This is a genomic window from Sphingobium limneticum, from assembly GCF_008710155.1.
Lineage (GTDB): Bacteria > Pseudomonadota > Alphaproteobacteria > Sphingomonadales > Sphingomonadaceae > Sphingobium > Sphingobium limneticum.
In genome coordinates this window covers 36,482-56,040 of record NZ_VYPZ01000025.1, presented here as the reverse complement: position 1 = coordinate 56,040, position 19,559 = coordinate 36,482, and the positions used below count along the sequence as shown (strand labels likewise).

Sequence of the window (19,559 nt, the reverse complement as noted above, 5' to 3'; positions counted from 1 at the left end):
GCCGTTGTGCCGGCCTTTTTGTGTGGCCGCGACGGCTTACGTAGCGCAATCCCTGGCAGAGAAGCTGGCGCCGACGTCCCTCAAGCTCGCCTACCGTGAATCTGTGGCCGAATAATGCACAGGGGCCATATGGGCGGCATGATCGTCGGTCAGGAAATAGAGGCTGGCGCCCCGGCTGCCGATCAGGCGCCAGTCATGGGCCGGCCCCTTGACCAGCAGACGCGGTTTGACCGGGCCGCCGGTCAGTTCGGCGACATGGAGTTCGCGGCGGGGGTCTATGCCCTGGAAGCTGCTGATGAGCAGCCAGCGGCCGTCGCTCGTCACCTGCGCCTGATGGCTGAGTGCGGGGCGGTCGGGCGTGTCGTAGATCAGCTGGTCCTGCGCCTGATCCGTGCCGACGCGGTGGTAATAGAGCTGCTGGTTCTGGTTCGCCGATTGATAGGCCTCGCCATCCTGCGGCGCGGCGAAGCGGGAGTAGAAGAAGCCCTCTGCCCGGCCGTCCCAGGCGATCTGGGAGAATTTCACCCATTGGACCCGGTCGTCCAGCGGCTTGCCGCTGTCGACGTCGATCAGTTGGAGCGTGCGCCAGTCGCTGCCCGCCTCCTGCACGGCATAGGCGAGAGTGCGGCCATCGGGGGAGGGCACCCACTCGGCAAGCGCGCTGGCGCCGTCCTTCGCCCAGCCATTGGGGTCGAGCAGCAGGCGCTGTGGGCCGGTCAGCCCTTCGCGGACATAGAGCGGGGTCTGGTTTTCCAGGCCCCGGTTATAGCCGTAGAAATAGCGGCCGCCGGCCTTGCGCGGGACGGTGAAGCGGCCGTGCGAGAGCAGCGCCTGTATCCGGCCCTTGAGCGCGTCGCGACCGGGCAGGTCGTCCAGATAGCGGCGGGTGAGGCTGTTTTCCCGATCGACCCAGTCGCGGACCGCAGGATCGGCGCGCAGGTCGTTCTCCAGCCAGCGATAGGGATCGGCGACCTTCACGCCGAAATGATCCTCGACCAGGTCCAGCCGTTTCGTGACGGGGTAGCGTAGCGTCGCGTCGCCCGCATCGATGGCGGCGCCCTCCGGCCCGGCAAGGGCAGGGGCCGCCGCAAGCAGCAGCGGCAGGATCAGGGCGGCGGCGCGCATCCTCTCTTTCGACTCTTCTTTCCAAACGACAACAGGCCGTGGCTCCTAGAGAGCCACGGCCTGTTGGTAAAGCATTAGTCCTTTTCGCATTCTGCGAGCCGTTGGCTGTTCCAGCCGACTTCAGAATGCTCCGGTCCTGCAGAACAGGACCGGTTAGATCAGGCTTCTTCCAGCTCGTCGCTGCTGAAGACCGGACCGGAGTCCTGGCCCTTGGCATCGACGTCGCGATCGACCAGCTCGATGATCGCCATCGGCGCCGCGTCCGAGGCGCGGAAACCGGCCTTGATCACGCGGGTATAGCCGCCGTTGCGGTCCTTGTAACGCTCGGCCAGGATGTCGAACAGCTTGATCAGCTGTGCGTCGTCCTTCAGGCGGGCGTCGGCCAGACGACGGTTGGACAGGCCACCCTTCTTGGCGAGGGTGATCAGCTTTTCGACGTAGGGACGCAGTTCCTTGGCCTTGGCAGTGCCGGTCAGGATCTGCTCATGCTTGATCAGCGAGGCGGCGAGGTTGCGAAGCAGGGCGGTACGATGACCGGTGCTGCGCTGAAGCTTACGATGACCAACTTTATGACGCATGTTTCATTCCTTCGTTCGTTAAGGGGCCGTTTGAGGTACCCCAGACCAGGCGGTGTTTGCGGGGACCGCCCCGTGCCCCATCAAGGAACCGGGCCGGAACATCTGTCCCGGCCCCGTACCTTTTAGCCCAGCAGCTCTTGTTCGAGCTTCTTGGCCATTTCTTCGATATTCTCCGGCGGCCAGCCGGGGATGTCCATGCCTAGGCGCAGGCCCATGGACGACAGCACTTCCTTGATTTCGTTCAGCGACTTGCGGCCGAAATTGGGGGTGCGCAGCATCTCGGCTTCGGTCTTCTGGACCAGATCGCCGATATAGATGATGTTGTCGTTCTTGAGGCAGTTGGCCGAGCGGACCGACAGTTCCAGTTCGTCCACCTTCTTGAGAAGATAGCGGTTGATCTGGTTCGTGTCGCTTTCGCCTTCCGACGCGGCGGCGGCGGTGTGACCCGCAGCAGGGGCAGCGGCAGGCAGCGCGTCTTCGAAGTGGACGAACAGCTGGAGCTGGTCCTGAAGGATGCGGGCGGCATAGGCCACTGCATCTTCCGGCGTCACGGTGCCGTCGGTTTCGAGCGTCAGCGACAGCTTGTCATAGTCCAGTTCCTGGCCGACGCGGGTGTTATCCACCTTGTAGGCGACCTGGCGGACCGGCGAGTAGAGCGCGTCGATCGGGATAAGGCCGATGGGCGCATCTGCCGGACGGTTGGCGACGGCGGGGACATAGCCCTTGCCGACGTCAGCGGTCAGTTCCATGTTGAGCGTCGCGCCCTGGTCCAGATGGCAGATGATCAGGTCCGGGTTCATCACTTCGATGTCGCCAACAACGCTGATGTCGCCAGCCTTGACCACGGCCGGGCCGGTGGCGGACAGCTGAAGACGCTTGGGGCCTTCGCCTTCCATGCGCAGCGCGACCTGCTTGATGTTCAGGACGATGTCGGTGACGTCTTCACGCACGCCGGCGAGCGACGAGAATTCGTGCAGGACGTTCTCGATCTTGATCGAGGTGACCGCCGCGCCCTGAAGCGAGGACAGAAGAACCCGACGCAGCGCGTTGCCGAGCGTCAGGCCGAAGCCGCGCTCCAGCGGTTCGGCAACGAAGGTCGCCTTACGCTTGCCGTCGCCCGACGCCTTGATCTCAAGGCTGCTGGGCTTCTTCAATTCCTGCCAGTTCTTCATGTTGACAGTCATGTATTTCCCCTGGGGATGGGCCGAAACGCTTGTGAAATCCTGCACCCGACAGGACGTTTCGGCGATGCAAACGGGTAAACGGGCGACGCGTCCGCCGCCCGCATGTCATGCAGCGCTGCGTTTAGACGCGGCGACGCTTGGACGGACGCACGCCATTGTGCGGGATCGGCGTGACGTCGCGGATCGAGGTGATGTGGAAGCCGACGGCCTGCAGCGCGCGCAGAGCCGATTCACGGCCCGAACCCGGACCCTTGACTTCGACTTCCAGGGTACGGACGCCATGTTCGGCGGCCTTGCGGCCGGCGTCTTCGGCGCACACCTGAGCGGCGTACGGGGTCGACTTGCGGCTGCCCTTGAAGCCCATCATGCCGGCCGAGGACCACGAAATCGCGTTGCCCTGGGCGTCGGTGATGGTCACCATGGTGTTGTTGAAGCTGGCGTTGACGTGCGCGACGCCGGCCGAGATGTTTTTGCGTTCGCGGCGCTTAATGCGCTGGGGTTCGCGTGCCATTTTGCTCTTATCCTACTGAAATCGTTCAAAAGTAGAAGTCGTCGGAGGGTCATGCCGAAGCGATGACCCTCAACGATTACTTCTTCTTGCCAGCGATCGGCTTCGCCTTGCCCTTGCGGGTGCGCGCATTGGTGTGCGTGCGCTGACCGCGGACCGGCAGGCCCTTGCGATGACGCAGGCCGCGATAGCAGGCCAGATCCATCAGGCGCTTGATGTTCATCGCGGTGTCGCGACGCAGATCGCCTTCCACGGTCAGGTCGGCGTCGATCGTTTCACGGATCTGGAGCACTTCGGCGTCCGAAAGATCCTGCACGCGACGGCTGTGGTCGATGCCCAGCTTGTCGGCGATATCGACGGCCGTCTTGCGACCGATGCCGTGAATGTAGGTGAGCGCGATGATCACGCGCTTGTTGGTCGGGATATTTACACCCGCAATACGTGCCATGGTAATAGTTTCTCCTGCTCCACAGGGCGGCTTGCGCTACCCTATCTCAAAGCGTCCGAGCCGGATTTCCCTGGCGAGGAAAAGCGGCCAATTACAAGACCCCTAGACGCACAAAAGACGGCCAGTGCCAAAAGCACCACCGCTCGCCGCATGTAGGGGAAGGGGGCCTTTAGCGATTCGGTGGAAAATAGTCAATTGCCGTGCGGCCGGACGCAAGGGTTCGGCGGTTCGCCCCTTTTCCGGTTGAGTGGGGGGACGGGGTCCGGCATGGAAGGGGGATGCGTGCCATTCCCTCCTTTGTCGTCTTCCTCCCCTCGCTGGTGCTGCTGGCGTCCTGCGTCGGCCCCGGTTCCGGTCCGGCGCGCCCGGTCCCGGCGCCGACCCCTACGCCCGCGCGGCCGGCCCCGGCGCCGGTGCCGCCGGCCCAGCCCGCACCTGTGACGACGGAGTGGCAATATCGTCCGGCGACGCCCGGCAACTGGAGTTATCGCGCAGAAGCGGCAGGCGCCGTGGCGGTCTTCGGGACGAGCGCTGCCGATCCGCGTCTGACCCTGCGCTGCGACCGGGCGAGCCGGCGGGTCAGCCTGGCCCGTGCCGGCGCTGGCGGCGCGAGCGCGATCGTCGTGCGCACCAGCTATGGCGCGACCAGCTGGCCCGCGGCGGCGTCGAGCGGTGCGGTACCGCAGATCGTCGCCTTCCGCGCGGCATCGGACACGGTGCTGGATCAGCTTGCCTATAGCCGGGGCAAGTTTGCGGTCGAGGTGGCCGGGCAGGAAGCGCTGATCGTGCCCGCCTGGGCCGAGGTGTCGCGTGTGATCGAGGATTGCCGGGGCTGACCCGTGCGGCGCGTTTCAGACCGAAACGCGGACGGGCAATTATGATTCGAAAAAAGAAAATTACAAGTCTTGATCCTGCGCCCCGTCTGATTCACAGTCCGTCTCGTGGCCGATCAGAGGTTACAAGCGAAGTCGGTCACGCGGGCTTCAACATAGCGAAAGGAGGTGATCCGATGTCTCATGGTTCAGCAATGGGGTCGGTTCAGTCCATTCGGGAAACGCGCCGCTGAGCGACGCCTTTAGCGTCGATCCATCACCTGCAAGCATCAAGAGCGCCGACACACAGGCCGTGTCTGCGGGTGAGCGATAGCGCGATCAACCGTTTTCCTTGGGCGGTGCTTCCGGCCGCTGACCATGTCAATGATGGGCCGTCGGGGCGCAAGCACCCGGCGGCCCCTCTCATGCGTGGGGCATGGTGCAAAAGAGTGGAGATGATGGGGGCGGACGACACGCGTTCTTGCTGTCCCTGAATTGTCGTGCATGTGAACGCGGGGGCGGGCAATGGCCTTCATTCCACCAACCTGTCTGGCGGAGCGCGGCAGGCGGCCTCACGGCAATGGGCGACCGCGCGGCATGACTCAGCCTTGTCTTTACGGGTTGATGCCTCGAACGCCCGATATAATGGCTTTTGTCGCTATGCAGAGGTCGCCGGTGAAGCTTGTACCCGGCGCCATCTGAAATGCAGGGCGCTGTCCCGGCCTTCTCTCGCGATGCAGCGCTATGGTCTGCAAGGCGTGGATGATGCCGCCTTGTTCATACCATATCACCCAGTAATTTCCGCTGTGATAAGCCCGAATGAATCGTCGTTGCGGAACCGTGCCTTCAACGACGTCGGTGCTGTTGAAGGGTTCACCAACGTCGGCCATCCCGTATCCGTCGTGAAAGAAGCGGGCCAGTTCAGCCGACACTTCGTCGGGCAGCGCCTTGATCGAATGGACGAGTGTTGCGCCATTGCCCGGTTCGCATGGGGGAAGGACAGGCATGTCTGGCTGATTGCGCTCCTTCCATGCTCTGGACGGGACAGGGGCCGTTTGAACCATTGCAAGCAAGATGGTGGCGATCATCCGGCATCCTCCACTGGTCAAGAGCTGGCAATCTAGGGCCGCTGGTTTCGATTGCAATGCAGCATGTTGCACGCCGTGCCGCCGGTGTGCGACCTGCCATATATAAAAAGGCGGGCCTGCATGTGCGCTTGCAGGCCCGCCGGGCATGATGCGGTCCGGAACCGGCGAGGGGCACCGAATCCGCTCCTTCTTAGTTTGCAAGCTGGCGGGCGGGATGGTCGATCCGGCCCGCCGTCGCGCCTACCCCCGCATCGTGCCTGTCTCCATGTAACGCTGGTGCCAGGCGAACGCTTCGCCCGGCAGCATCGGCGATTGCAGGCCGAAACTGCCCGTTTGCGCCCGCGCATAATAATCCGCCAGCATCGGCCGGTAATCGGGGTGGGCGCAGCGGGCGATGATTTGCGTCGCGCGCTGGCGCGGGGCGAGGCCGCGCAGGTCGGCAATACCCTGTTCGGTGACGATGACCTGCACATCCTGATTGATATGATCGACATGGCTGCAATGCGGCACGATGGCGGAAATCTTGCCGCCCTTTGCGGTCGAGGGGGTCATGAAGATCGACAGATAGGCGTTGCGCGCAAAGTCGCCCGATCCGCCGATGCCGTTCTGAATGCGCGATCCCATCAGATGAGTGCTGTTGACGTTGCCATAGATGTCCGCCTCTATGAGGCCGTTCATGGCGATGCAGCCCAGCCGCCGGACCAGTTCGGGATGGTTGCTGATCTCCTGCGGGCGCAGCAGCATCTTGTCGCGATAGCGGCCCATGTCGGCATTGAGCCGGGTGGCGGCCTCCGGGCTGAGGGAGAAGGCGGTGGCGCTCGCCATGCGCAGCTTGCCGGAATCCAGCAGGTCCAGCATGCCGTCCTGAATCACTTCGGTGTAAGCGACCATATCGTGGAAGGGCGCGTCGATCAGGCCGGTTAGCACCGCATTGGCGATATTGCCGACGCCAGATTGCAGCGGCAGCAGCGACGCAGGCAGGCGGCCCTGGCGCACTTCATGGCTGAGGAAATCGAGCAGATGACCGGCGATCGCATGGGCGGTCGCATCCGGCGGGGAGAAGGGGGCGTTGCGGTCCGGCGCGTCGGTTTCCACCAGCGCGATTACCTTGGCGGGATCGCAGCGGAAGGTCGGCTGGCCGATGCGTTGGTCGGCGCGGATCAGCGGGATAGGCTGGCGATAGGGCGGCAGGGCGGTGCCGTAATAAATGTCGTGCATCCCCTCCAACGCGGGATTCTGCCAGCTGTTGACCTCCAGGATCACGCCCTTGGCCCGGTCGATCCAGGTCTTGTTGTTGCCGACCGAGGCGGAAGGGATGAGGTCGCCATCGGCGGTGATGCCGGTGACTTCCACGACCGCGACGTCGAGTTCGCCCAGAAAGCCCTGCCACGCCATCGGCGCGACCTGGCTCAGATGCATGTCGAAATAATGCATCTGCCCGGCGTTGATCCGTTCGCGGGCGATGGGATCGCTGTTGTAAGGGAGGCGATATTCGATGCCGTCCGCCTTCGCCAATGCGCCGTCCAGTTCGGGGCCGGTCGATGCGCCGGTCCAGATCTTTACGCGAAAGGGATTGCCGGCGGCATGGGCGGTGATGATGCGGTCGGCCAGCGCCAGTGGCACCGCCTTGGGATAGCCCGATCCGGTGAAGCCGCTCATCCCCACGGTCATGCCGTCCTGGATCAGCGCGGCGGCCTCTGCGGCGGACCGGCTTTTGGCGGCCAGCCCGGTGTGAGCGATACGGTTTACGGACATCCTCTCATCCTCCTTCCGCCCGTTGTGTTGCTGTAGCAATTGGGCGTGGCGATGCAGGTGTGGCCTTTTGGTTCCGGGGACAATAAGGATTGGCCGCACAATATCTGTGCGTGAGTCGTGCATATGTCCGATCTGTTGATCGCGTTGCGAACATTTATCCGGCTGGTCGAAGTGCCCAGCTTTTCGCGCGTGGCGAGGGAAATCCATGCCAGCCACACGACCGTCGCCCGGCGGCTGGACATGGTGGAGGCGCATTTTGGCGTGCGGCTATTCCATCGCACGACGCGGCGGCTGGTGCCGACGGCGGACGCCGACCAGTTGCTGGTCCATGCCCGGACCATGCTGGATGCGCTCGACCTGGCGGAGGCGGATTTCGGGCCGGAGCGGGACCAGCCGCATGGTCTGGTACGGATCGGGCTGACGACGGCGCTGGGCCTCCATTATGTGGAGCGGTTGGGCGAACTGGGGCGGCGCTATCCCGGCTTGCAGATCGACTGCGCCATGACCGATTGGCAGCGCGACGTGGTGGAGGACCGGCTGGACCTGGCGGTGCGGGTTGGGCCGATCGGCGACGATAGTCTGGTCGCGCATCCGCTGGGGCGGTTGGCGCGGCGGTTGGTGGCGCATCCCGACTATCTGGCCGCGCATGGCGTGCCGACGTCGGCCGACGCGCTGACGGGGCATCAGTGCATCGCCTATGCCTATGGCGATATGCCCGCGCGCTGGACGATCGACGGGCGGGAACGGCTGGTGGAGGGGCTGGTCCGGTCAGACAATAGCGAGGCGGTGCATCGCGCGGCGTTGAGCGGCCTTGGTATCGCGCTGCTGCCGGCGATCCGGGTGGCGGGGGACATGGCGGCGGGGCGACTGGTCCCGGTGTTGCCGGACAGCGTCATCGCCCCGCTGGATATTTTCGCGGTGCACCCGTCGCGCCGTCGCCTGCCGCCCCGCGCCCGGATCGTGCTGGACTTCATCAAGGCGCATTTCCCGGTGTGAACCGGCAATCTAGACTTGCGTTCATCGCGCCGTCTTGATCCTCTGCGATCATGGTCCCTTATCGTGAAGGAGCATCGACATGTCCCGCGTCCGCTTGCTTGCCCTGATATCGTGCCTTCTGGCTCCACCCGCTCTGGCGGAGACACCAAACGATGTTCGCGATCTGGTGGGCGCGAAGGGGGCGGGCGGCCAGACGCAATTGCAGGCGCGCGGCTATCGGTTCGTGCGTGTGCAAAGCGGCGACGATCGCAAATGGAGCTATTGGTGGCACGCCGAGCGGCATCAATGTCTGAGCGTGGTGACCTTCGACGGCCGATATCAGTCCATCGTCGCGACCCCAGCGCCCGATTGCGGGCAGGCGGCGCCGGCACATCAGGATGGCGGCTATCACCCTGATCTGGGTCATGCCGGCGCACGGCCGCAACGGAGCGACCCCAGCATGGTCGCAGCCGGAGAGGGCGCAGCGATGGTCGATGGGCGCGCGATAGAGTTGGGCCTGGTCTGTTTTGGCGACGGCCAGCGCCCGACCGTGGCCAATAATCCCGGCTGGACCTGGGACCATGATCGCAAACGCTATGTCTACGACAATCGCGTCGAATTGTCGGCGCAGCAGTTCGATGCGTCGGTGATGCTGCAATTCTGGCCGGGCGGCGGGCGGATCAAACTGCCGCGCAAGCTGGTGCCGCCGATTCATTCGCGCGGCAGCGAGGATGGCTGGTGGGATATCTATAATGTCTCCATGCAGCCGGACCGGATCAGCGGCGAATATCGGCTGAACGGCCTGAACAAGCCGCGCCTGACGGTCGATCGGATCGGCGGCCGGATCAGCATAGCGGGGACCGGCGACTATGGGTTTCGCGGCATGTGCGACACGGTGGACGCGGCGGCGCATCGCCGCTTCTGATGCAGGCCGGGCGGAGGGGCTGCGTCCTCCGCCCGGTCGTGCCTAGCGTTCCGCGCCCTTCGCCTTCCCCCAGGCGCGCGCAGCGGTATAGCCCAGATAGCCGGTGCCGAAGAGCGCATAGAGCGGTTCGGGCAGGGCGTTCAGATAGGCGCGCATCCCCGCCGTGATCGCCGCCGCAATGTCAGGCCGTGCTCCGGCGATCAGCCCCATGGGGAGCGACCAGAGCAGTAGCGCATACATGACATAGAGGAAGGCGGGACGGGCCCGCCGCGTCCAGATGTCGGCCGATTCGGCATCGCTATCCTGTTGCATGAAGCGTCTCCATTAACCGATCCGGTTGGCGAGCCAGCCATAGAGGAAGGCTTCGTTCGCCGGACGCTGTTCCGCCAGTGCGACATAGCGTTCGCCCTGAAGCGCTTCGAGCGCCTTGAGCAGTATCTTGTCCCCGCTCGCGCCGCGCAGGGCGCGAAAGGCGGTCAATGCCGCGAAGGTGCGGGCGCCGGCCTGACGATCGACCTTGAGGTCGGGATAATCCTTCTGGTTGCGATTGAGCGCGTTCAGCGCGCGCTGAAGGAAGCCGGTCGCGGTCGCGACGCCCATGTTGACGCCGGTGTCGAACAGTTCGGCGGCGATCGGCCAGCTCATTTCGGCGATGAAGGCGTAGCCCGGCCGTTCCCAGTAAAGGCGGCGGTAAATGGCTTCCGCGACGCTGCGCGGCAGCAGCTTCATATCGCCCATATAGCCGTTGGCACGGGCGACCTTCAGGGTGATGCCCATATTGGTGGGGCCGCCGCGGTCGGCGGGATGATCGCTGTAACCGCCTTCGCGGGCGATGACCTCTTCGATCAGGTCGTGAATATCCATGGGTCGCCTCCATATCGGGAATGAGGCGAATCATTTATCCCATATGGTTCGCTGTAGGACAGGCGCTTTTTTGCCCGACCAGCTGAAACTAACGAAGAGGGAGAGGATATTGCTGAAAACAGCGGATCCCGCGCTTGCGCTCGGGATATTTTCCCGCGTCCGTCCCCCGGACGGCCGCTAACTTCGGAAAATCTTGGTCGGGACGAGAGGATTCGAACCTCCGACCCCCACACCCCCAGTGTGATGCGCTACCAGGCTGCGCTACGTCCCGACCGGAGGGCGCCCAATAGGGGGCGGAAAAGAAAAGCGCAAGCGCTCAATCGCACCTCTTTTCACACTTTGCCCGAATCCCTAATCATATTGCCTCTTGCCCCCCATCTATGTTAGCCGCCGGCCCTTGATCCGTGCATGCCGACAGGGCGTGTGCGACCGATAGAGACAAGGCAGTCCCACCCATGTTCATTACCCCAGCCTTTGCCCAGACCGCGGGCGGGCAAGCCTCCGGCGCCGGAATCCTGGTGCAGATGGCGCCGCTGGTCCTGATCTTCGTGGTCTTCTATTTCCTGCTGATCCGTCCGCAGCAAAAGAAGATGAAGGAGCATAAGGCCAAGATCGACGCCGTGAAGAAGGGCGATCAGGTCATCACCGGTGGCGGCCTGGTCGGCAAGGTCGTACGCGTGGACGACATCTACGCGGACATCGAACTGGCACCGGGCATGAAGGTCAAGGCGGTCAAGTCGACCCTGACTGAAGTGATCGACCCGACCGCCGCCAAGCCTGCGAACGACTGAGTCCCTCCATGCTGAACTTCTCGCGCTGGGCGATCGCCGCGATCATCCTGCCGCTGGCGATCGGCGTCTTGTGCGCCATCCCCAGCTTCCTGCCCGACGCCACCGTCGCGCACCTGCCCCGCTTCATGCAGACGCGCGTGAATCTTGGCCTCGACCTGTCGGGCGGCAGCCATCTGCTGCTCGAAGCGTCGACCCAGGATGTCGCCAAGCAGCGCCTGACCAACATGGAAGAGCAGGTTCGCACCGAATTGCGCCGGGGCGATCCCAAGATCGCGATCGGTGACATTTCGAGCCGCGACGGGAAGCTCAGCTTCATGGTCCGTGAGCCGAGCCAGGTCGATGCCGCCGTCGAGCGCATCCGCCCGTTGACGCAGGGCGCGGGCCTGACCGGCCAGCGCGACTTCAATGTCGAGGTGGTGAACAGCTCCACCATCACCATCACGCCGACCGATGCCGGCATCAAGAATGCGGTCAAGAGCGCGATGGAGGTTTCGACCGAAGTCATTCGCCGCCGCATCGACGAAATGGGCACGCGCGAACCCACGATCCAGCAGCAGGGCGACAATCGTATCGTCGTGCAGGTGCCGGGGCTGCAAGATCCCAAGGCGCTGAAGGCGCTGCTGGGCCAGACCGCCAAGCTGGAATTCAAGCTGGTCGATACGACCGCCAACCCGGCCGAAGTGGCGCAGGGTCGTGCCCCTGTGGGCAGCGAAGTGCTGCCCTATGTCAACAACCCGTCGGGCGTGCCGTTCATCGCGGTCAAGCGCCAGGTGATGGTGTCGGGCGAGGATCTGAGCGACGCGACCCAGGGTTATGACCAGAGCAACCAGGCGATCGTCAACATCCGCTTCAACAGTTCGGGTGGCCGCAAATTCGGGCAGGTGACGTCGCAGAATGTCAACCGCCCCTTCGCCATCATTCTGGACGGCAAGGTGCTGTCGGCCCCCAATATCAACGAGCCGATCCTGGGCGGCAGCGCGCAGGTCAGCGGCAGCTTCACCGTGGAAAGCGCCAACCAGCTGGCCATCGCGCTGCGCTCGGGCAAGCTGCCCGTCAACTTCGTCGTCGTGGAAGAGCGCACCGTCGGGCCGGGCCTGGGCGCCGACTCGATCCGCGCGGGCCTGATCGCTTCGGTGGTCGCCGTGGTCGCCGTGGCTGTGTTCATGTTCGTGAGCTATGGCCGTTTCGGCATGTATGCGAATCTGGCTGTCGCCATCAACGTGCTGGTCATTCTGGGCGTGATGGGCATGCTGGGCGCTACGCTGACATTGCCGGGCATCGCCGGGTTCGTGCTGACCATCGGTACGGCCGTCGACGCGAACGTGCTGATCTACGAGCGTATCCGTGAGGAGCGGCGACGCGGCCGCAATGTCGTGGCGTCGATCGAACATGGTTACAAGGAAGCCAGCCGCACCATTTTCGAGGCGAACGTGACTCACGCCATCGCTGGCGGCATCATGCTTGCGCTCGGCTCCGGGCCGGTCAAGGGCTTCGCCATCGTGCTGCTGATCGGCATCGCGACCAGCGTGTTCACCGCCGTCACCTTCACCCGCATGGTCGTCGCGAACTGGGTGCGTCGCACCCGTCCGACCGACATTCACATTTAAGAGGGGCGGGAGGACACACCCATGAAACTTCTCAAGCTCGTCCCCGACAACACCAATATCGGCTTCGTCGCCGTGCGGAAATGGGCGTTCGCCCTCACTGCGCTGCTGACGGTGCTGGCGGTCGGCGCCACCCTGCACAAGGGCCTGAACCTCGGCGTCGATTTCGTCGGCGGCCTGATGATCGAGGCGAAATTCCCGCAGGCGGTGGAGACCGACAAGGTGCGCTCCACCATCGGATCGCTGGGCGTGGGCGAAAGCTCGCTCCAGCAGTTCGGCGATCCCAAAACGGTGCAGATCCGTTTGCCGCTGCCCGAACAGGGCGGTGCCGGTGCGGCCAATGCCGTCGTGGAAAAGACCCGCAAGGCGATGGTAGCCGAATTCCCCGGAGTCACCTTCTCCCGCTACGACACGGTGTCGGGCAAGGTGTCGGGTGAGCTGATCCAGAATGGCGTTCTGGCCGTCGTGCTGGCGATCCTGGGCATCGCGGTGTTCAGCTGGTTCCGCTACGAATGGCAGTTCGGCGTGTCGACCTTCGTGGCGATCGTCCACGACGTGCTGATGACGCTGGGCTTCTTTGCCATCACCCAGCTGGAATTCGACCTCAACATCATCGCGGCCGTGCTGACGATCGTGGGCTATTCGATCAACGACAAGATGGTGATCGACGACCGTATCCGCGAAAATATGCGCAAATATCGCAAGATGGACATGAAGTCGCTGATCGACCTGTCTGTCAACGAAACGCTGCCGCGCACGGTGATGACGTCGGTGACGATCCTGCTGGCGTTGGGTGCGCTGCTGTTGCTGGGTGGCCATGTGCTGCGCGGCTTCACCGCCGCCATGATGCTGGGCATTATCGTGGGCACCTATTCGTCGGTCTATGTGTCGTCTTCGCTCCTCATCTCGCTGGGCCTCAGCCCGCAGACGTCGGAAAAGAAGGCGGCCAAGAAGGGCGACTATGCCGGTACCGCCGAGCGGGTCGGCCCCCGCGACGACGGGGCCAAGCCCTGAGCGATTCCGGGATAAAGCTCCGCCGCGACGATAGCGGGCAGGGGCCGATCGTCACCGGCTTTCAGGGCCGGGGCTTCCGGGTGCGCGACGATGTGTTTCCCGGCGGCCTGCTGCTCAGTCCGGTGCGGGCGCTGGCCTGGGCCGATGCGCCGACGTCGGTCGATGCACTGACGATCGAGGCGCTGGGCGACCTGTTCGGCACCGATCCCCGACCGGAATTTCTGTTGCTGGGCACCGGCGCGGGATTGCGCCAGCCGCCGCGTCCCTTCGTCCGCGCGGTCGAGGCGTTGGGGCTGGGCGTGGAGGCGATGGACAGCCGCGCCGCCGCCCGCGCCTGGGGCGTATTGCGCGCCGAAGAGCGGCAGATCGTGGCGGCTTTGCTGCCGCTGTAACGCAGGTGCGGCTGTTACGACGCTGTTCCCTGGCGCAAGCCGGGGTCCAGTATTCAAGGTCTGATCTGGACCCCGGCCTGCGCCGGGGAACATGAAGGCACTATTCTGTCGGGCAGTGCTTGCCCTCTTCCCCTGCTTTGATCAAAGTCGCCCCCTTGCTGAACCCAAGGGGGCTTTTTCATGGCATTTCACCGTCCCGCCGCCGCGCTGATCGCTGCGCTGCTCGTCACCACCAGCGCGCATGCAGCGGCCCCGGATGCGCAGGCGCGGGGGGACGAGCCGGCGTTCCGCGCGCTTTACAAGGAACTGGTGGAGACTGATTCGAGCTGGCCGGATGGCAGTTGCACGGTCGCGGCGGAGCGGATGGGCGCCCGATTGAAGGCGGCGGGCTATGCCGACGGCGACATCGCGATCGTCACCGATCCGGCGCACCCCAAGGAAGGCAATCTGACCGCGATCCTGCGTGGTAGCAATGCCAAGCTGCCGGCCGTGCTGCTGCTCGCCCATATCGACGTAGTCGCGGCCAAGCGCGCCGATTGGGAGCGCGATCCCTTCACCCTGATCGAGGAGGGCGGCTATTTTTACGGTCGCGGTACGTCGGACGACAAGGCGATGGCGGCGGCCTTCACCGATCAGATGATCCGTTACAAGACCGAAGGCTATAAACCCAAGCGCACGATCAAGCTGGCGCTGACCTGCGGCGAGGAGACGGAGAAGGCGCTGAACGGCGTCGAATATCTGCTGAAGAACCGGCCCGATGCGCTGAAGGCGGGTTGGGCGCTGAACGAAGGCGGCGGCGGGTCGCTGGACGAGGCGGGCAAGCCGGTCAGCCAAGGCGTACAGGCCGGCGAGAAGGTCTATCAGGACTTCACCCTGACCGCGACCGCGCCGGGCGGCCACAGCTCGCGCCAGACCCCGCGTTTCAATGCGATCGGCTGGATGGCGGCGGCGCTGGCCCGGATCAACGATTATGATTTCCCGGTCGATCTGACCCCCGCGGCCAAAGCCTATTTCGGCGCGTCGGCGTCGCTCTATCCCACCAAAGTGTCGGCGGCGATGGCGGCGATCGGTACGGGTAAGGCGACAGACGCCGATTATGCGACCGTGTCGGCGGAGAGCGGCAGCTGGAATGCGACTTTGCGCACCACCTGCATCCCGACGCTGATCAATGGCGGGCATGCGCCCAATGCCCAGCCGCAATCGGTGACGGCGAACGTCAATTGCCGCATCATTCCCGGTGAGAGCGTCGAGTCCGTGCTGGCGCGCCTCAGCGACGTCGCTGCCGATCCGAAGGTCAAGGTGACGCTGGCCGATCCGCCGCAGCCCAAATCTTCCGCGCCGGAACTGACGCCGCAGATCATGGGGCCGATCGAGACGCTGACGAAGGAGATGTGGCCGGGCGTGCCGGTGATCCCGCGTCTGGCGACCGGCGCGACCGACGGGCGCTTCACCAATGCGGCGGGTATCCCGACCTATGGTGTGTCGGGCATGTTCGCCGACCCGGACGGGCAGGGCGTCCATGGCCTCAACGAACGTATCCGCGTCAAATCGCTGCTGGACGGGCGGGCGTTCCTCTACCGACTGGTGAAGCTGTACACGCAGTAGGACCAAGATGCCTTGAAGCTAGGTGATTTGGGCCGTTCCCCGGCGCAGGCCGGGGTCCAGCTCAGAGCTTAGGACTGGCGTCGGGGAACGCAGAGCCTTCGATTCCCATCATGGCTTGTCGATATAAGAAAAGGGCCGCCCCATCGGGCGGCCCTTTTCTTTTTGCTGGGGCTGGAATCAGAAGCGGAACTTCACGCCGGCGCGATAGCTCTGATATTTCACGTCCTGGCGCCAGACGGTGGTGTCGGCCGAGAGAGTGAGGTCGATGGTGCCGGTGGTGAGCGTGATGCCACCGCCGACTTCGCCCCAATTCTTGTCCGAACCGCCGAGCGCGAAGGGCGCCGGGCCGCCGGTGCCGCCGACCAGATTGGCCAGCAGGAAGGCTGGCTGGTCGTTGAATTCATGCACGAAGTTGGCGGTCAGGTAAGGCTTGAAGCCGCCGCTGTCCGCCTTGACCGTGGCGCCCAGGCGACCCTGTGCGCTGCGGATGGCGTGGCGCTTGATGACCAGGGCCGCGTCGCCGCCGGTTTCAGCCAGGTTCCCCGAGCTGATATAGGCGCCACGGATAGAGGCGCGCGGCACGATGCTGAACGTTTCGCTGCCCAGCGCCTTGCTGAGGCCCATTTCACCCGACAGCGCCAGTTCCTGGTCGTTGCCATAGAGGGTGTAGGGGTTAACCCCGACCGCGAAGGACCGACGCGACCGCGTGGCCAGCGTACCGGCGCTGCCGACAGCATCCAGCTTCAACCCGCCAAGGTCGAACGCGCCATAGACGGTGCCCTGATACAGGCGTGCGCGTGCCCAGTCATTGGCGCCGGTATTGCCCTTCAATTCGCTGAAGGAGGCGGAAAGTCCGATGACACCATTGTCGCCGAACGCCTTTTCGACGCCCAGCGCGCCGTACCAGCCGTTAAACTGGTCGCTGCCCAGCGGCACGGCGGTGCGCATCGGCGCCGCCTTGCCGTCGATATAGCCACCGGCCAGGAAGGCGCTCATATCGTCGGGCAGCACGCCTTCGCGCGTGGTGGTGTCGCTGTTGCCGCTCTGGTCCATGCCCAGGTCGATATTGTTGAGGCTTGCGGTGGCCAGCTGGATCGGCTGACCGGTCATGGTCAGCGTGCCGCCGAGCGAACCGCCGTCCAGCTTGGTCAGGCGATCGCGATAGAAGCGCGCCATATTGTCGTTGAGCACTTCGGCCATCGACGTCTTGAGCGTTTCGGTGCGCGGCGCCATCGCTTCGAAGCTTGCCTGAATGCCCGCGACGCTCAGCAGGTCCGCCTCGCCATAGAGAGCGGCATATTTGGCATAGAGCGGACGATTCTGGTCGAGCAGCTGGGCAAAGCTGGTCTGGTTCGGCGCGGCGCGATTGACCACGTCGGCATAGCGGCCGGCGTCGATCCGCACGCTGACGCTGTTGTCGCCATAGATCAGCACCGGCTTCAGGATCGCCGACAATTGGGCCGGGGCGGTGAAGGTGCCGTCGATGCCGCCTTGGGCCGTCACGAACGTATATCGGTTGCCATAGCGAAGCTTCGTGCCGGTGGCTGCGCCGAACACGACGTGACCGCCGACGGCGGCGATACCGTCGATCGGATCGCCGATAGCTAGGCGTGACAAGTCGCCGTCGGCCTGCGCCGCGGTGATGGCCGCTGCGGACAGTTGTTCCTGACGCTGCTGCTGGCCGCCACTCTGGCCGCCGGTGGTCGGGGTTCCGGCAGCGCCCTGGCTATCTGCCCCGACGAATTGCGTCGCCTTGACCGCCAGAACGTCGGACACGCCATTGGCGCCCAGGTCGATATGCAGCGTGCTGCCCGAAGCGAGCAGGGCGTTGCCCTCCACGCTGAGCGTACCGACCGTGCCGATGCCGCCGGGGGCCACGGTGCCCAGGACGTTGGTGAAGAAGGGCGCGCGCAGCGTGCCCTTGCCCGACAGCAGGCCGGACAGCAGGAAATAGTCGCCCTGGGTTTGCACCTTGCCGTCGATATTCACCACGCCGGCCAGATGCGTAATATCCATCAGGCTGGTCAGCGATCCTGCGGCGGTGACATCCAGTGTCGATCCAGCGCCCGAAATGGTGAAGCGATCGACGGTCGCGACGGTATCCAGCGTGGTCTTGCCGGCCGCGCGCAGCGTCACGTCATAATAGCGGCCCACGACACCCCGCGAGGCGGCCGGGTCGATATTGTTGGGGATGAACCCCGTCGCCCCGGGCAGGCCGTTGGCCAGCGTCGCGCTGGGCAGGACGGTGGCCGTCACATCGCCCACGGCCTGCGCGTCACGAATGGCGCCGCTGGACAGCGTTGCGCCTTCCGCATTGGGGCTGCGCTCGGCGATTTCGACCTTGCCCTTGCTGTTGGACACGGTCGTGGTGCCGGCGGCCGTCGCGGTGGCCGGGGTGGTGCCGCTATCGCCAGCCTCGACCGGCACGCCATCGACGGTGATCGTGCCCGTACCGACATCATAGCAGATGCCGTCGGGCTGGTAGCAAAGCTGGCCGAATTTCTGCGTGCCATCCTCGCCAAAGGCACCGGCGCCCGCTGTCGTCGGCACGCCGTTCACCAGCCGGCCGCTATTGTCGATAATCCGGTAATTGGGGTCGAGTGCGGTGAGCCAATGGCTAGCGTCGCTCCATTTGCCGTCGCCGGCCTTGGCGGTGGCATAGCGATAGGGATTATTTTCGGCGATCCAGTCCCAGAAGAGATAGAGCGGCTGGTAGAAGGACGAGCCGCCATAGGAACTGGCGGGCTGTTCGAGGAAATAGCGGCTGCCGCCCGAAAGGACGCCGATCACCGTCTTTTCGTTGAACGCCTGGTCCAGGATCAGCGGACCGCCCGAATCGCCACCGGCGGTGGCGCCTTCATTGGGCAGGGCGTCATCCTTGAACAGGTTGAAGTCGAAGGGGTTCTCTCGCTTCGGATCGTCGAAATCGGTGTGATAGAGATTTTGCGAATAGCCGCCGGCTTCGCCGAACAGGAACGCATCCACATCGTCCAGCGAGCCGAGCAGGCCGAGGAAATTTTCGGCCGTCTTGCGGCGGAAGTCGATGCCGAAGCTGTTGCCGGTGGTGCCGCTGCCGCTGCGGCCATAGCCGGTGATGGTCACATGATAGCCGGTGCCGCTCGTCTCGCTGATCGAGGAGGGGGCGGGCAGGGCCGAGAAGAGGACGGCCCAGGTCGGTACGTCGGCGGCGGGCGTGTCCAGCGTCGCCATCGCGACGTCGCCATAGAGGAAGCTGAGTGCCGGCGGGTCGAGCGAGTCCGGATTATAGGCGATGTTGTTGACATTATAGACGCTGAGCGCCGTGTTGGTGCGGTAATTGTTCGAAATCCAGTCGATCACGCCGGGGCGGGCATTCGCTTCGAAGGCGAAGGCCACCGGGGTGCCGCCATTGACGGTGCTATAGTCGGCCGATGTGTAATCATTGACGCAATGGGCAGCGAAGATGACGGTGCGCGGGTTGATGAGCGTTCCGGTGCAAACGAACCCATCGTCGCGATACATGATGCCGACACCGTTCACGCCACTGTCGAGAATGTCCGCGGGAGTCTTGTCGTCGGCCGGCACGACGGCCTGTGCGACAGGTGCGATGCTGAGAGCCGCTATGGCTGCGGAAGCGAGAAGGGCCGAGCGACCGGCGCGCGCCAACAGGCCCGCGCCATTCTTGCGAATGTGCATGTTATAAACTCCCCAAAGACCAAGGGGGAGGCTAGTCAACTGAAATGCCCAAGACAATCAGTCGTATGAAGAAAGTCTGGACTTGTTTCAAAAAGGTCACATTCCTGACTGATTTGTACGATATTAATGCATTACTAACGATGATTGTCATTCATTATATGTTCGTAACGAAACTTGCTCCGCGCATCTGATGTCTTTGGACGACGGTCGGTCGTT

The 19,559-nt window shown here is 64.2% G+C and carries 17 protein-coding genes, 1 tRNA gene and 1 pseudogene; 8 read left to right on the top strand and 11 right to left on the bottom strand.

What is annotated here, in order from left to right; translation table 11 throughout:
• Positions 1-93 precede the first annotated feature (93 nt).
• The 5 genes and pseudogenes from F4U94_RS19645 to rpsM all read right to left on the bottom strand — a co-directional run.
• A pseudogene (locus tag F4U94_RS19645) lies at positions 94-1,125 on the bottom strand (prolyl oligopeptidase family protein); the annotation flags it as partial.
• Between the two features lie 158 nt (positions 1,126-1,283).
• Positions 1,284-1,703 (bottom strand): 50S ribosomal protein L17, encoded by a 420-nt coding sequence (rplQ, locus tag F4U94_RS19640; RefSeq protein ID WP_120251016.1) that lies wholly within the window; start codon positions 1,701-1,703, stop codon positions 1,284-1,286.
• A gap of 122 nt (positions 1,704-1,825) precedes the next feature.
• The gene (locus F4U94_RS19635; RefSeq protein ID WP_120251015.1) at positions 1,826-2,887 is read right to left on the bottom strand and encodes a DNA-directed RNA polymerase subunit alpha; all 1,062 of its coding nucleotides are present in this window, start codon (positions 2,885-2,887) and stop codon (positions 1,826-1,828) included.
• 121 nt (positions 2,888-3,008) lie between these two features.
• A complete protein-coding gene (gene rpsK, locus F4U94_RS19630) occupies positions 3,009-3,398 on the bottom strand; it encodes a 30S ribosomal protein S11 (RefSeq protein WP_004208752.1) in 390 nt (129 codons plus the stop codon).
• A gap of 76 nt (positions 3,399-3,474) precedes the next feature.
• Positions 3,475-3,843, bottom strand: a complete 369-nt coding sequence (gene rpsM, locus F4U94_RS19625; RefSeq protein ID WP_120251014.1) for a 30S ribosomal protein S13 — start codon at positions 3,841-3,843, stop codon at positions 3,475-3,477.
• 278 nt (positions 3,844-4,121) lie between these two features.
• Here rpsM and F4U94_RS19620 point away from each other — a divergent pair, with 278 nt between their 5' ends.
• Positions 4,122-4,679 (top strand): hypothetical protein, encoded by a 558-nt coding sequence (locus F4U94_RS19620; protein ID WP_120251013.1) that lies wholly within the window; start codon positions 4,122-4,124, stop codon positions 4,677-4,679.
• Positions 4,680-5,269: 590 nt separating this feature from the next.
• Here the strand turns inward: F4U94_RS19620 and F4U94_RS19615 are convergent.
• Both F4U94_RS19615 and scpC read right to left on the bottom strand, forming a co-directional pair.
• Complete coding sequence (locus tag F4U94_RS19615) at positions 5,270-5,743, bottom strand: hypothetical protein (protein WP_120251012.1); 474 nt, start codon at positions 5,741-5,743, stop codon at positions 5,270-5,272.
• A 240-nt stretch (positions 5,744-5,983) separates the two neighbouring features.
• On the bottom strand, positions 5,984-7,498 hold the full coding sequence (gene scpC, locus F4U94_RS19610) for a succinyl-CoA:acetate CoA-transferase ScpC (RefSeq protein WP_120251011.1): 1,515 nt from the start codon (positions 7,496-7,498) through the stop codon (positions 5,984-5,986).
• 123 nt (positions 7,499-7,621) lie between these two features.
• Between scpC and F4U94_RS19605 the strand changes: the two genes are divergently transcribed.
• Together F4U94_RS19605 and F4U94_RS19600 are read left to right on the top strand one after the other, a co-directional pair.
• A complete protein-coding gene (locus tag F4U94_RS19605; protein ID WP_120251010.1) occupies positions 7,622-8,494 on the top strand; it encodes a LysR family transcriptional regulator in 873 nt (290 codons plus the stop codon).
• Between the two features lie 79 nt (positions 8,495-8,573).
• Positions 8,574-9,398: a hypothetical protein gene (locus tag F4U94_RS19600; RefSeq protein ID WP_120251009.1), complete on the top strand. Its 825-nt coding sequence runs from the start codon at positions 8,574-8,576 to the stop codon at positions 9,396-9,398.
• Positions 9,399-9,440: 42 nt separating this feature from the next.
• On the opposite strand, the gene F4U94_RS19595 is transcribed toward F4U94_RS19600, so the two are convergent.
• From F4U94_RS19595 to F4U94_RS19585, 3 genes are all read right to left on the bottom strand, one after another.
• The gene (locus F4U94_RS19595; protein WP_120251008.1) at positions 9,441-9,710 is read right to left on the bottom strand and encodes a 3TM-type holin; all 270 of its coding nucleotides are present in this window, start codon (positions 9,708-9,710) and stop codon (positions 9,441-9,443) included.
• A gap of 12 nt (positions 9,711-9,722) precedes the next feature.
• Positions 9,723-10,262, bottom strand: a complete 540-nt coding sequence (locus F4U94_RS19590; protein ID WP_120251007.1) for a glycoside hydrolase family 108 protein — start codon at positions 10,260-10,262, stop codon at positions 9,723-9,725.
• A 194-nt stretch (positions 10,263-10,456) separates the two neighbouring features.
• Positions 10,457-10,533 (bottom strand) — tRNA-Pro (locus F4U94_RS19585).
• Positions 10,534-10,717: 184 nt separating this feature from the next.
• Here F4U94_RS19585 and yajC point away from each other — a divergent pair.
• The 5 genes from yajC (at position 10,718) to F4U94_RS19560 (ending at position 15,668) form a co-directional block, all read left to right on the top strand.
• The gene (gene yajC / locus F4U94_RS19580; protein WP_120251006.1) at positions 10,718-11,053 is read left to right on the top strand and encodes a preprotein translocase subunit YajC; all 336 of its coding nucleotides are present in this window, start codon (positions 10,718-10,720) and stop codon (positions 11,051-11,053) included.
• 8 nt (positions 11,054-11,061) lie between these two features.
• Positions 11,062-12,660 carry a protein translocase subunit SecD gene (gene secD / locus F4U94_RS19575; RefSeq protein WP_120251005.1) on the top strand — a complete coding sequence of 533 codons (1,599 nt, stop codon included), beginning with the start codon at positions 11,062-11,064 and terminating at the stop codon, positions 12,658-12,660.
• A 21-nt stretch (positions 12,661-12,681) separates the two neighbouring features.
• On the top strand, positions 12,682-13,671 hold the full coding sequence (gene secF / locus F4U94_RS19570; protein WP_120251004.1) for a protein translocase subunit SecF: 990 nt from the start codon (positions 12,682-12,684) through the stop codon (positions 13,669-13,671).
• Entirely contained in the window at positions 13,668-14,063 is a 396-nt protein-coding gene (locus F4U94_RS19565; protein WP_331852624.1) for an Mth938-like domain-containing protein, read from the top strand. Before secF ends, F4U94_RS19565 begins: the two co-directional genes overlap by 4 nt.
• A gap of 180 nt (positions 14,064-14,243) precedes the next feature.
• Positions 14,244-15,668 carry a M20/M25/M40 family metallo-hydrolase gene (locus F4U94_RS19560; protein ID WP_150412157.1) on the top strand — a complete coding sequence of 475 codons (1,425 nt, stop codon included), beginning with the start codon at positions 14,244-14,246 and terminating at the stop codon, positions 15,666-15,668.
• Positions 15,669-15,845: 177 nt separating this feature from the next.
• On the opposite strand, the gene F4U94_RS19555 is transcribed toward F4U94_RS19560, so the two are convergent.
• Positions 15,846-19,343: an autotransporter domain-containing protein gene (locus F4U94_RS19555; protein ID WP_120251003.1), complete on the bottom strand. Its 3,498-nt coding sequence runs from the start codon at positions 19,341-19,343 to the stop codon at positions 15,846-15,848.
• Positions 19,344-19,559: the final 216 nt, after the last annotated feature.